The organism is Haloarchaeobius ordinarius (genome assembly GCF_051801355.1).
Taxonomy (GTDB): Archaea; Halobacteriota; Halobacteria; order Halobacteriales; family Natrialbaceae; genus Haloarchaeobius.
This window is the reverse complement of sequence record NZ_CP196560.1, coordinates 321,432-334,161: the sequence shown is the minus strand read 5'-3', so window position 1 is coordinate 334,161 and position 12,730 is coordinate 321,432. Positions and strand designations below refer to the sequence as shown.

The window sequence follows — 12,730 nt, the reverse complement described above, 5'->3', positions numbered from 1 at the left end:
CTTTCGGCCGTTTTCGAGCCGACGTATAACGGTTCTGGCCGAACCGGCCGGGACTCACGCCCGCCCGTCGAACCGCGGGTGACGGCTGACCCGCTTCGGGAGGGTCCACCGTCGCCGGGGTGTCCCGTCCGTCTCGGCGAGCACCCGGTCGACGAGTTCGTCGATGGACAGGGACGCTTCTGTACCGGTTTCTCGCTGCTGGACTTTCAGCGGGTTCCCGTCCGCTTCGCGGTCCCCGACGACTGCGACGTACGGCACCCAGTCGGCGGTCGCATCCGCCAGCCGTGCCCCGACGGTCTCGTCGGTCCGGTCGTCCACGTCGGCGCGGAGTCCGGCCGTCTCGGCCGTCTCGGCCAGTTCGTCACAGCGTTCGAGGTGGTCGTCCTCGACCGGGACGAACCGGACCTGTGTCGGGCTGAGCCACGTCGGGAGCCGTGGACGGTCCGTGGCGGCGGCCCGCGCGAGCAGTGCCGCCATCGCCTGTTCGACGCTCCCGACCGGTTCGCAGTGGACGACTGGCCGACCGTCGTGTTCGGCGGCATCGTCGGCATCGTCGGAATCCCCGTCGCTGCCCCTGCCCGGTTCGAGCCGAACCGTCCCCGTCTGGACCGGCGTTCGACCCTCGGCGACGACGTCGAGTCGCGCCGCCCAGTCCGCCGACCCGGGGCGCAGTTCCAGCAGGACCGGCCGGTCGAGCGTCGAAGCGAGGTCGCTTCCCCACGCCTCGGCCGCGTCGTGGAACGCCCGGGTGGTACGGAGCACGAGGAGGGGTTCGAGGTCGAGCGTCTCGTGTGCCCGGGCGGTGAGCCGTGCCAGTGCCCGGAACTCGGTTCTGGCCTCGCTCTCGTCTCGGCACACGGTCGTCAGCGTCGGCACCGTCGCGGCTCCCCGGTCGTGGTCGGGGAGCGGAGGCGTACCGCCGCGTGCCGGTGCGGTCCGCGTCTCGAACAGCGTCACGGGGAGCGCCGAATCGGGTGCGTCCCACTCCTGCAGGAGGGCCCGGGTCGTGCCGTCGTCGGTGCCCGTCGGCACCCCCACGCCGGGGACTGACTCGACTGCCATCGCGCCGTCTTCGGCAGCCAGGTCGGCCACAACTGCTCGAATCGACTGCCGGACCAGACTGCCCCGCGGGGTGTACCGGACCGAACCGTGGTCCGAGTCGACGCTGGCGAACCCACCCTCGCGCAGACGGGTGGCGACGGTCCGGGCTGTCTGGTCGGCGTCTCCCGGAATCGGGTCGGCCGCCACCGCTCGCTCCACGAATCGTGCCATCGCGTCGGCTAGCGAGGCTGGCACAGCCCCCGGGTTGTGGCACCCGCCGTCGGGCGTCAGGATGCGCCAGTCGCTCGCACCGCGGTCGGGTTCCCCGGAGACGTCTGCGGCCGTGACGTGTCGAGACCGGACCGCGTGCGGGTGTCCCTTCGTCTGCAGGTCGACAGCCAGGAACCAGTCGGCAGGAGCCCGGAGAACGCTGTAATCGGCTTCGAGGGCGGCTCCGAGGGCGTCCAGGGCCCGGGCGGTCGTGTCCGAATCGGCGGCTGCGTCGCTCAGGTGGTCGGTGGCGACGAGAGCGACGTCCGGTGTGTTCAACTGGTCGGCGGCCGCCCGGACCTCGGCGGCCGCTTCCTCGGTCAGGCCGTCCGCGAGGTCACCGGTTTCGACGGTGACGGCGACGGTGAGGCAGTCAGAGAGTTCGCGTGGCGTCGGGGGCCCACGGGCCGCCGCGGCGTCAGTGGCCGCGGTGGCCGCCTCGAACGCGAACCGGTCCGAGTGGATACACAGCAGGCGCATGCCGACACCTCGCCGGGACGAGAGAAAAGGGTGCCGACGACGGGTTTTGGAGGCTCGGGCCCCTACCGGACCCATGCGCTTTCCGTCGGTCTCGGGCGAGAACCTTGAGGGTGTCCGTTTCGACCTCCCCGCGGACTTCGCGGGCGACCCGACACTGGCCGTCGTCGCGTTCCAGCGGTGGCAACAGCCCGCTGTCGAGTCGTGGCTGACGGCGGCGGCACCGCTCGCGGCCCGCTACCCCGAGTTCGAGTACTACGAACTCCCGACCCTCTCGCGTGGACACCGGCTGCTGGAACCGTTCATCCAGGGTGGGATGTACGAGGGCGTCCCGGACGCCACGCAACGCGCTCGGACCATCACGCTCTACGTCGACGTCGCGAAGTTTCGCCGGGCGCTCGACATTCCGACCGTCGACACGGTCCACGCCCTGTTGCTCGCCCCGGACGGGGCCGTCCGCTGGCGTTCGCGGGGTCCCTGCACACCCGGGCGTGCCAGCGAATTGCGTCGGGCGGTGCGGCGAGCGACCGCCTGAGGACCACGCTCACGACTCGCTCTCGTCGGTCGCCCGGTCGGTCTCGCGCAGGATGAACGGGCCGATAGAGAGCGTCCGCTTCGTCACGGTGGCGATACGGGCGACGTACGAGAGCAACAACGCGAACGGGACAACGGCGATGGCGACCGTCACGCCCAGGGTGACGAGCGCGTGACTCACCCCCAGCGTCTGGCCGGCGAGCAGCGGGGCGTCCGCGTCGAAGAACACGAGCATCGTGGTGGTACAGACCAGCGCGGGCACCGCGGCGTAGGCGATAGCCCGCGAGAGGTCGACGAGTTCCCACTGGAAGTACAGGGTCTTTACGTGCTCTCGGGCGGGGCCGTACAGCGACAGCACGTCTTCGAGGTCGGCGAGCGCCTGCTCGGCCGCCTCGGACAGACTGTCGGCGTGTTCGGCCCGGAGCCGACGGACGGCGTGTATCTTCCAGGAGTAGTTGTAATCGAGGGCCGCGAACACCACGTCGAACTCGCCGAAGGTCGCCCCGTCGAGGTCCGACGCGACCGATTCGGCGTTCTCGATCAGGCTGTCCGTGAGGTCGTCGACCCGCTCCCGGAGCGTCTCGTCGTCGCTGTCGGCGGTCGCCTCGCGGAGCGCCTCGGCGTGGTCCCGCGAGGTCAGGACCAGCGTCCGCAAGAGTGCAGACGGTTCGGCCGGGGTGACGTCCGACTCCACGACCTCGCGAACGTCCTCCCGGAACGACATCGCCCCCTGCATCCGGTCGCGCTGGTCGCCGACCGCGCCCAACTCCTGGGACAGCACCAGTTGATTGAGGGTCAACACGAGCGTGACACCGGTGATGATGGCGGTGACGAACGCCTGGAACAGCGTCTCGACCGGGTCACCGTCGGCGAGCAGGGTCCCGGCGTCCGTCGGATGGGCGATGCCGACCACCAGTATCGCGACGAAGACGAAGGCGACGATGCCTCCCGCGACGACGAGCCGGTTGGCGTCCATGAGGAGCCACAGTTTCAGGCTGCTCTCGTCGGCCCGACGACGGAGCTTGTCGCTCGGCTGGTCGCCGTCCCCGTCGCTCTCTGCGGTCTGGGACACGGTAGAACGTCTCGGCGCGGCGGGAAAAATCGGCCGCCTATTCCGCGTCTTCTGGACTGTCGACGACCGTGGCGCTGGCGAACTCGACCCCGGTAACCTCGAAGCGAGCCCCGCCGTCCGGCCGGTCGACGAGGGAGAGCTCCCAGCCGTGTGCTTCGGCGATGGAGCGAACGATTGCGAGCCCGAACCCGGTGCCGTCGTCTGAGGTGCTGTACCCGTACTCGAACACCTTCTCTTTCTCCTTCTCGGGGATGCCCTGCCCGTCGTCTTCGACGTAGAAGCCGAACCGGTCGAGCGGGCCGACCGAGACCGACACGTCCGAGCCGCCGTGTTCGACCGAATTGCGGAACAGGTTCATCAGCATGTCGTGCAGCCGTGAGTCGTCCGCCATGATGACCATCTTCTCCTCGGCCACCTCGAGCGTCGCCTCACCAGCCCCGACGTTCGACCAGGCCGTCTCCGCCGCGGTCCGCAGCGACACCGGCTCTTTCTCGCCGACGACCTGCCCCTTCCGGGCGAGTGCGAGCACGTCCTCGATGAGGCTGTTCATCCGCCCGAGCGCCCGTTCGACCTTCTCGAAGTACTCGTCGTCGCCGGTCTCGCGGCCCAGGTCGAGGTTGAGGTTCGCGACAGTCAGCGGGTTGCGCAGGTCGTGACTGACGATGCTCGCGAACCGTTCGAGACGCTTGTTCTGGCGTGCCAGTTCGCGACGGACAGCCCGGTCGGTCACGTCGCGGCCGACCCCGACGATGCCGAGGCACTCGCCGTCGGGGTCGGTGAGACGCGCTGCGGTGAACTCGTAGGGGACCTCGGTTCCGTCACCGGTGATGAGCGTCGATTCGACCCGGGCCGTCCCGCCACCCACGAGAACCGTCTGGAACGCGTTCGTCAGCGTCTCCCGGTCCTCCTCGACGACCAGGTCGGCCAGCCCCATCGTCTCGAGCGATTCCTTGCGGTGGCCGGTCACCGCGGCCAGCCGGTCGTTCCAGCGGACCAGGTGCAAGTCGGTGTCGAAGACGTAGAAGATGTCCGGCAGTGCACGCAGTGCGCTCTCGGTGAACGCTTGCTCCTTGCTGACCTCGTGCTCTCGGAGCTCCTGGAGTTCGAGCGACTGCCACCGGGCGGTCAGCAGCGTACTCACGCGTGCCCCGAGTTCTGCCTGGCTCGTGGGGATGACGACCCGGTCGTCGATGAGGTCCCAGATGTCGTCGGTGAGCTGGGACCGCTCGCGCTCTCGCATCACCATCAGGTACGGCAGGAAGACCGGAGACGCCTGTTTCTTGTACTGTTCGAGTTCGTCGTGGTGGTGTCGCAGGGTCGCGAGGTCGAACAGGCAGAGGTCGAACGAGTCGGGGAGTCTCCCGTCGTCGGGGAGTTCGACGTGGAAGTGCTTCGAGAGCCACTCGGTGAGGAGTTCACGATTGCGACGGTGGACGAGCAACAGGACGATGGTGTCCTGTGACTGGTCCTCGCTCGGAGCCAACTGGCTCATCAGTTCAGGTCCTCCAGGTCCGGGATGGCTTCGTCGTACCACATCGGGGTCCCGCTGAGGATACCGTGGAGGTTGTCGAGTTCGTCGCCGACGTGGATTCCGTCGGAATCGATGCTGAACGAGTGGATGGCCTTATCGAAGTCACTCGCGCGCTTTTTCAACACGCCGATGGACCGATGCAGGCGCGAGCCCAGCTCGAAATAGCCGAGGAAGATGATGTTGTCGGCGAGGTAGCTCGCCCGCCGCGAGGTGGGACGGAACTGGCCGGTGATGGTCTCCATCTCGCTGGTCAGGAACGTCGTCACACCGACGTTGCGCAGGTAGGCGACGACTGCGTGCAGGCGAGAGATGAGGTCGCGCTCTTCGCCGTTGATGGAGGCGACGTAGCCGTCTATCCCGTCGATGAGGACGTGTCGGGTGTCGTTCTCTTCCACCTCGCGACGGACCTGCCGCGAGAACTGCTCTGCAGAGTGTTCGTACGCTTCGACCTGCATCACGGAAATCATGTCGTCCTCGGCGAGTTGCTTGATGGACATCCCGAGGGCTTCGGCGCGCACGACGAACGTGTTCTCCGACTCCTCGAAGAGGTAGATGATGCCGCGCTCACCGCGCTCGGCCGCCGACAGCAGGAACTGCATGGCGACGGTCGTCTTGCCGACGCCGGTCGGGCCGCTGATGAGGGTCGTCGTCCCGCGTTCGACCCCGCCGTTGAGGAGGTCGTCGAGCGGTTCGCAACCGGACGAGATGGGGACGGGTTCGTAGTCGAGTTTGAACCGTCCCGGCCTGAGTAGTGGATAGACGTACATCCCGCCCTGCCGGATTTCGACGGTCTGTGGGCCCTTCTCGAACTCGCTCCCGCGCATCTTCGTCACCTCGATGTGGTGCAACACCTCCCCGTAGTACAGGAGGACGTTCCCGTCGCTGATGAACTGGAGGTCGTCGTCCGGGAAGTGATGCGTCGACTGAGAGGTGAACAGGGTCGTACAGCCCTTCTCTTTGAGGTACTGCAGGAACGAGAGCACCTCCTCGCGGAACTGGAACTCGTCGGGTGAGAGGTAGCGGAACTGGGTCAGGGGGTCGACGAACACACGACTCGGCTCGTACTGTTCGACCGCATCCGAGATGACGGCAGTGAACTCGCCGCGTTCGACCTCGGGCGAGGTGAAGATATCGTACATCTTGTTCTCGACGAAGAAATCAGAGGCGGGACTCAGGTCGAGGATGTCGACGCCGTCGAGGTCCAGTCCCAGCCCCTGTGCGTCCTCGCGGATGTCGGATTCGGGTGCGCCGAGGTTGATGAACAGCGCGTTCTCTCCTTTGTCGACCCCGTCGACCAGAAAGTGCAACCCGAGGAGCGTCTTTCCGACGCCGGGTTCCCCCCGGATGAGATAGCTCCTGTCCCGTATATACCCTCCATGCAGGACTTCGTCCAGGCCCTGAATCCCCGTAGAAACCCTCTCTGACATGATATCGTTAGTACGCGGGGAGAGGAGATGATTGTTTCTAGCACCATAAAGACAGATGAGATTGAGGAAACCCCGAGCACGGAGAAACGCGAAACGGTTCAGTCTTCGGCAGAACGCGGTCGGCTCAGTTCTCTGATTTCTCCTCTTCGACGTCTTCCAGTTCCGCCTCGACGTCGGACCCACTGTCGGAGCCGCCGGTGCCGTCGCCGCCGGCCTTTGCCGCCTCGGCGGCCTCCATCTCCTGTTCGAGTTCTTCGAGGTCGGCCGTGACGTCTTCGTCGCTCACGTCGGCTTCGGCCTCGCCGCCACCGCCGGAGCCGCCTTTGCCCATCTCTGCTTTGAGCGTGTCGAGTTCGGCGTCGACCTCGCTGGACGAGCCCAGCGACTCGAGTTCGCGGTCGATGGAGTCCTTGTCCGAGAGGGCGTCGTCGAACGCGCCCGCGTCGTACAGCTCGTCCATGGCGGCCGCGCGGGCCTCCATGTCCTCGGTCCGCTCTTCGGCGCGTTCGATTGCGAGGCCGACGTCCTCCATCTCGTCGCCGACGCCGGTCATCGCCTCGGAGACGCGGTTGCTGGCCTCGGCCGCCTCGTAGCGGGCCTTCATGGTCTCCTTCTTCGTGCGGAACTCCTCGATGCGGTTCTGGAGGGTCTCTTTCTTCTCGAGCAGCTGGTCCTGCGTGTTCTGGAGCTGTTCGATCTGGCCTTCGAGTTGCTCCATCTGTGTCATCTTCGTCTTCTTCTTCTCGAGCGCGCGACGAGCGAGGTCTTCGCGGTCCTGCCGGACGGCCTCACGCGCCTGCCGGTTGTGCTTCTCGACGTCCTCTTCGAGGCGTCGCTTTTGCATCTCCAGGCGCTTCTTCTGGGTCGTGAGGTCCGCGATGCCGCGTTTGACCTGCTGGAGCTGGTCTCGCATCTGCTCGTAGGAGTAGTCCAGCGTCTCCGTCGGGTCCTCTGCCCGGTTCAATATCGAGTTGATCTTGGACTTGATGACGTACGAGGCGCGCGAGAGTATTCCCATACCCGTTTATTTCATCCCACGAACTTAAAAACGTCACTGTGCGAATGTATCTACATGTCCGACGAACTGCTGGTACCCGGCGCACGTGACGTCCGGGCGACACTCGATTCGGCCGGCGAGGACGCGACCGCCTGCGTGGTCGCCTGTCCACCCCACCCACAGCACGGCGGGAACCGGAGCGACCGCCGATTGAACGCGGTTGGCGAGGTCCTGACAGACCACGGCATCGACTGTCTGCGAATCGACTACGGCGAGTGGGACGAGGGCTACGGCGAGCGCGAGGACGTGCGGAACGCGCTCCGGTGGGCCGCCGACCGGTACGAGACAGTCGGGCTGTTCGGCTACAGTTTCGGCGGCTGTCAGGCGTTGCTCGCGGCCGCGACCGTCGACGTGCCCGTCGCCGCCGTCTCGGTGCTCGCACCCGCCCCGCGACTCGCAGCCGACCTCGACGCGGTCGCCGCCCTCGACGACATCGACTGTCCCGTGCAGGTGTGCTACGGCGAGCGCGACGACCTCGTGGACTGGAAGCAGGTCGTCGACCGCGCCGAGGAACTCGGCCACGAAACCGTCGCCTACGGCGCGGACCACCACTTCGTCGGCCAGCACGAGAAGGTCGCGAAGACCGTCGGCTCGTTCTTCGTCGGGCGGCTGTAGGCGACCGCCCCGGTGGCGTGTGCCACCACGGACCAAACCCTTTCACCGTGGCCTTCCACACGATTCGTATGTCCCGGGTAGTCGGCGTCCTCGCGGTCGTGCTCGTCGTCACCACCGCCGGGTGCGGGTCGCTCGTCGGTGCGCCGGACGCGACCACGCGCGAGCCGTTCGAGGTCGAAGAGACGACGCGGGGGGAACTGCGGTCAGGGCCCGAGGTCGTCCCCGGCCTGGGCTGGCGCGCCGTGACCGACGCCGAGGCGCTCGCCGAGAGCCACCGGTCGGTCGTCGCGGGGAACTCGCGTCTCCTCCGCCAGGAGCATACGGTCCGGTACGAGAACGGCTCGGTTCGCGCCCGAACGGTCGGGGTGACCAGCGTCGGCGAAGACGGACAGGTCGTGTACACACTCCGGTCCACCGGCGCAGACGCTGGCGTGTTCGGTCTCCGGTCGACGAACTACTCGGCCTGGACGAACGGGTCCGTGACGGTGGTCCGTCTCGAGCGAGCGGGAGGCGTCGAGTACGAGGTCCTGACGGGAGCGCACCGCGTCCCGACCGATTCGACCGGCGCCGAGCGCGTCCGGGTGTTGTTCGAACGAGCGACGGTGAAGAACGTCACAGCCCGGTACTGGAACGGCGATACCTACTACCAGGTCGACGCGACCGTCGCGCCGGGAGACATCAGCGGGTTCGCCGACGACGAGCTGTACCGGCTCTCCGCGAACGTCGTCAACAGCGGCGCGGTCGCACAGCTGACCTTCCGGTACCCGTTCGTCCGGGAGGACGAGCGGTACCTTCGCGAGCAGGTCTGGTCCGTGGGTGCGGTGGGAAGCACCGTGGTCGAGCGCCCCGACTGGGTGGCGACCGCACTCCGCGACGCCGGGAACGCGACCGACGCCGCGTCCGCACGGGCGCTGGCACCGGCCGGAGGCGGGAACGAGGGGAACGGCTAACTGGCACCCGGGCGAACCGGCTCGTATGAATCTGCTCCGTCGGGCGGTTCCGGAACTCGGTGCATCCGCGTGGATGGTGGGCGTCGTCGTCCTGTTCTGGGCGCTCTTCTCGGCGGGCGTCGACTGTCGGAACTTCGAGACCAGCACGTGGGTCCCCGAGTTCAGCGTCGCGGGTGTCGAGGTGGTCCTCGTCCAGTGTGGGTCACACCCGTGGACGGCTGACGGCCGGCTCCTGGCACTCGGTCTCGGGCTGGCAGCCGTCGGCCTCTTGCTCGCGCTGGTCGGTCGTCGGGTCGCGCGTCGCTAGCCGTAGAACCAGCTTCGAATCTGGCGGTTTCGAAGGCGCATCTCCCGGGGCTCAGGCGTCCGCGGTGAGGTCGCCGAGCCGCGTCGCGGAGTACCCGAACACGTCCTCGTAGCCGTCGGTCGAGAGGAGCACGGGGTAGAACTCTGAGTCGGCGACCTGTTCGTCGCCGTCGGCGGCCGCGAACGTCGTGCCGGGGTCGACCCGCTGGAAGTTCTCGACGAACACCTCGTAGCGGTCGGCGGGCACCTTCGGGATGCGTTCGCGGAGCCGGAAGTGCGGAATCGGCTTCGCGGGTGCGTCGCCGGGGAGTGCGCCGGTCGCCGTGAGGAACGCCCGGGTCAGCCGGTCCGCGTTCTCCGCGGCCGCCTCGGTCCCCTGCAGGCCCGCCTCGACCTCGATGACGTCGACCGAGGTGGTGAGCCGTCCATCGACCGAATCGCCGGTCTCGACCACCGCCGCGACCGGGAGCCGCGGGATGACCTCCGTGACGTACTGGGTCATCTCGTCGTAGACGGCGAAGGGCTCGGCGTGTGAGCGGGTTGAGTGGATGGAGAAGGCGAGACAGTCGTCGACCTCGGCCTGGACGGCCGCGGCGAGTCGCCCTTCGTGGGTGTCGGCGTCCGGGTCGCCCGGGAAGGTCCGGTTCATGTCTGTTTCGAGGTAGCGGACGCCCTGCGCCAGCGCCTCCTCGTTCGCCACGACGAGTTTGACGGGGCGACGGACCGACGGCTGCTCGTCGACGAGTCGCTCGACGGCTCGCACACCACAGGGCTCGTCGCCGTGGATACCCGCGACGACGGCGAGCTCGGGCTCGCCCTCGCCCAGCTGTTCGACCAACATCACACGGAGACAACCGGTCTGTGTGCAAAAACGATGCGATTCGCCCCGTCTGGTCGCCTCACACCCCGCGTCGTCTGTCGGTTCACCGACCGGTGGCCGGGTCGAGTTCGGAGAGACGGCCGAGCCGCTGTGCACCGAAGCCGACGATGTCGTCGTAGCCGTCGGTCGACATGAGGACGGGGTAGAACGGCTCGGGCGCGCTGCGTTCCTCGTCGCCCCGGCGGGCGAACGGTTCCCCCGCGGCCACCTGTACGAAGTTCTGCCCGAGGAACTCGTAGCCCGCCCCCTCGACGCGCTCGGTGACCGAGAACACCGTCGGGTCGCGCAGTGTGACCGGAGCGTCGATGACGCCGTTCCCCGCCAGGAATCCGCGGATGATGCGTTCGGCGGCGTCGACGGCGGCGGCGCTCCCCTTGAGACCGCACTCGACGGCGACCCCATCGAGATACCCCACCAGTCCGCCCGGGACGTAACTGATGTCGACGGCCCGGTCGACGCCGGCCCGCTCCAGCACGTGGAACGTCTCGGGGGTGGTCCGCTGGTAGAGTGCGAAGGGTTCGGCCGTCGAGCGCGTCGAGTGCAGGTCGAGGACGCGCAGTCCGGCGAGTTCGTCGAGGAGGTCGGCAGCGAGTCGCCCCTCGTGGGTGTCCGCGTCGGGGGCGCCCGGGAACGCCCGGTTGAGGTCTTCGTCGATGTACCGACGACCCGCCGCGACCGCCTCCTCGTTCGCCACGACGAACTTCACCGGCCGGTCGACGGTCGGGTCGTTCGCCAGAAACCGGTCGAGGGCGTCCAGTCCGCAGCGTTCGTCCCCGTGGACGCAGACGACGACCGCGACCGCCGGGTCACCCTCCCCGAGTGAGATGACGCGCATGGCCGCAGGCTTGGACTCATCCGACTTATATCGTGTTGTTTGCGTCCGTCTGCTATAGAGAATCCTGCGAGTAGAGGCTGATAACTTTATTTTTCGGAGTCTATCAGTGTGATTCGTGGACGCGGGTAGGGGGTTTTATTACCCCCTGTGCGGAACCTGCGTCCTATGTCACGACACACCACTGACCGACGTGGATTCCTGAAGTACGCCGGTGCCGCCGCCGTGGCGGCCTCGACCGCGGGCTGTATCGGCAGTCTTACGGGGGGTGGCGACTCGCTCGAGGACTTCGAGGTGACCGTAACCCAGGGGAACATGCCCTCCGGCCTCGACCCGCACGACCACCGTGAGACCCCGACCGACGTGGTGATGCTCCACGTGTACGAGGGCCTGCTCACCCGCGACGCCAGCGGGAAGATGGTCGAAGGACTCGCGACCGGCTACTCCCGCGTCGACGGCGAACCCGCCGTCGAGTTCGAACTCCGGTCGGACGTGACCTTCCACAACGGCGACGACTTCACCGCCGAAGACGCCGCCTACAGTATCAACCGCATCGTCAAGGAGGACGTCGGCTTCGCCAGCCCGCAGAGCGACCAGCTGGCGGGCGTCACCGGCGCACAGGCCGGCGACGGGATGATAACCGTCAATACGGACGGCGTCAATCCCATCGTCTTCTCCGAGTTCGCGACCTACTGCGACATCGTCCAGCAGTCCTGGATAGAGGAGCGCTCGAAACAGGAGATCGCCCAGGACATGAACGGCACCGGCCCGTTCAAACTCGACACCTACACCGAGGACCAGGAGGTCGTCCTCGTCCGCAACGAGGAGTACTGGAACGACCCGGCGGAGGTCTCGCAGCTGACGTTCAAGGCGGCGAGCGAGTCCAGCACCCGCGTCAACCAGCTCCTGCAGGGTGAGACGGACATCGTCGTCAACGTCCCGCCCCAGGAGGTCAACCGCGTGAACAACAACGAGAACACGAGCATCGCGGCCTCGCCGAGTACGCGCATCATCTACAACGCGCTACGCTACGACGTGGAACCGTTCTCCTCGAAGGAGTTCCGCCAGGCGCTGAACTACGCCATCGACCTAGAGAGCATCGTCTCGAACATCCTCGGTGGGTTCGGTGCCCCGACGGGCCAGCCGACCCTGGAGAACTTCGTCGGGCACAACCCGGACGTGGACCCGTACCCGTACGACCCGGACGAGGCCGAGGCGCTCATCGAACAGAGCGGGCACGCAGGTGCAGAGATCGAACTCCACACGCCCTCGGGTCGGTACCTGAAAGACCTCGAAATCGCCCAGGCTGTCGCGGGCTACATCGACGAACTGCCGAACGTCTCCGCGACGGTTCGACAGCGCGACTTCGGGTCGCTCGTCGACGAACTGCTCACCGGCAACATCGAGGACAAGCCGCCGTGGTACCTCATCGGCTGGGGTGAGGCGACGTTCGAGGGCGCACTCGTCATGCAGGCGCTGCTCGCCAGCGACGGCGCGCTCACCACCTGGAACAACGAGGAGTTCGACTCGCTGCTCGCCCAGGCGGCCGACCAGACCGGCGACGCCCGGTCCCAGACGCTGCAGGAGGCGAACGCACTCGCCCACGACGAGGCCCCGTGGATCTTCCTCAACCGGCAGTACAGCGTCTACGGCGTGAACGACCGCGTCGAGTGGGAACCCCGCTCCGACGAGCGAATCGACGCGTACGCGATGAGCAAGAGCGACGAGTAGCACCACC

General features: G+C 67.3%; 12 protein-coding genes. 5 read left to right on the top strand and 7 right to left on the bottom strand.

Going from position 1 to position 12,730, the window contains the following annotated elements:
- Positions 1–54 precede the first annotated feature (54 nt).
- Complete coding sequence (locus ACSC1R_RS01770) at positions 55–1,791, bottom strand: His/Gly/Thr/Pro-type tRNA ligase C-terminal domain-containing protein (protein WP_439027353.1); 1,737 nt, start codon at positions 1,789–1,791, stop codon at positions 55–57.
- A gap of 73 nt (positions 1,792–1,864) precedes the next feature.
- Between ACSC1R_RS01770 and ACSC1R_RS01765 the strand changes: the two genes are divergently transcribed.
- The gene (locus tag ACSC1R_RS01765) at positions 1,865–2,323 is read left to right on the top strand and encodes a hypothetical protein (protein WP_439027352.1); all 459 of its coding nucleotides are present in this window, start codon (positions 1,865–1,867) and stop codon (positions 2,321–2,323) included.
- Between the two features lie 9 nt (positions 2,324–2,332).
- Here the strand turns inward: ACSC1R_RS01765 and ACSC1R_RS01760 are convergent, their stop codons facing one another.
- The 4 genes from ACSC1R_RS01760 to ACSC1R_RS01745 form a co-directional block, all read right to left on the bottom strand.
- Positions 2,333–3,394 (bottom strand): hypothetical protein, encoded by a 1,062-nt coding sequence (locus ACSC1R_RS01760; protein WP_439027351.1) that lies wholly within the window; start codon positions 3,392–3,394, stop codon positions 2,333–2,335.
- A gap of 37 nt (positions 3,395–3,431) precedes the next feature.
- Complete coding sequence (locus tag ACSC1R_RS01755; RefSeq protein ID WP_439027350.1) at positions 3,432–4,886, bottom strand: two-component system sensor histidine kinase NtrB; 1,455 nt, start codon at positions 4,884–4,886, stop codon at positions 3,432–3,434.
- Complete coding sequence (locus ACSC1R_RS01750; protein WP_439027349.1) at positions 4,886–6,352, bottom strand: ATPase domain-containing protein; 1,467 nt, start codon at positions 6,350–6,352, stop codon at positions 4,886–4,888. The genes ACSC1R_RS01755 and ACSC1R_RS01750 overlap by 1 nt, the downstream gene beginning before the upstream one ends.
- Positions 6,353–6,476: 124 nt before the next feature.
- Positions 6,477–7,370 (bottom strand): PspA/IM30 family protein, encoded by an 894-nt coding sequence (locus ACSC1R_RS01745; protein ID WP_439027348.1) that lies wholly within the window; start codon positions 7,368–7,370, stop codon positions 6,477–6,479.
- A gap of 54 nt (positions 7,371–7,424) precedes the next feature.
- On the opposite strand from ACSC1R_RS01745, the gene ACSC1R_RS01740 reads away from it, so the two are divergent.
- The 3 genes from ACSC1R_RS01740 (at position 7,425) to ACSC1R_RS01730 (ending at position 9,281) form a co-directional block, all read left to right on the top strand.
- Positions 7,425–8,024 (top strand): dienelactone hydrolase family protein, encoded by a 600-nt coding sequence (locus ACSC1R_RS01740; protein ID WP_439027347.1) that lies wholly within the window; start codon positions 7,425–7,427, stop codon positions 8,022–8,024.
- A gap of 68 nt (positions 8,025–8,092) precedes the next feature.
- On the top strand, positions 8,093–8,974 hold the full coding sequence (locus tag ACSC1R_RS01735; RefSeq protein ID WP_439027346.1) for a hypothetical protein: 882 nt from the start codon (positions 8,093–8,095) through the stop codon (positions 8,972–8,974).
- Between the two features lie 25 nt (positions 8,975–8,999).
- Positions 9,000–9,281: a hypothetical protein gene (locus ACSC1R_RS01730; protein ID WP_439027345.1), complete on the top strand. Its 282-nt coding sequence runs from the start codon at positions 9,000–9,002 to the stop codon at positions 9,279–9,281.
- Positions 9,282–9,332: 51 nt separating this feature from the next.
- On the opposite strand, the gene ACSC1R_RS01725 is transcribed toward ACSC1R_RS01730, so the two are convergent.
- On the bottom strand, positions 9,333–10,121 hold the full coding sequence (locus ACSC1R_RS01725) for a succinylglutamate desuccinylase (protein ID WP_439027344.1): 789 nt from the start codon (positions 10,119–10,121) through the stop codon (positions 9,333–9,335).
- A gap of 82 nt (positions 10,122–10,203) precedes the next feature.
- Positions 10,204–10,995, bottom strand: coding sequence for a succinylglutamate desuccinylase (locus ACSC1R_RS01720; protein ID WP_439027343.1), 792 nt, complete (start codon positions 10,993–10,995; stop codon positions 10,204–10,206).
- Positions 10,996–11,160: 165 nt separating this feature from the next.
- On the opposite strand from ACSC1R_RS01720, the gene ACSC1R_RS01715 reads away from it, so the two are divergent.
- Positions 11,161–12,723, top strand: coding sequence for an ABC transporter substrate-binding protein (locus ACSC1R_RS01715; RefSeq protein ID WP_439027342.1), 1,563 nt, complete (start codon positions 11,161–11,163; stop codon positions 12,721–12,723).
- The last annotated feature ends 7 nt before the right edge of the window (positions 12,724–12,730 follow it).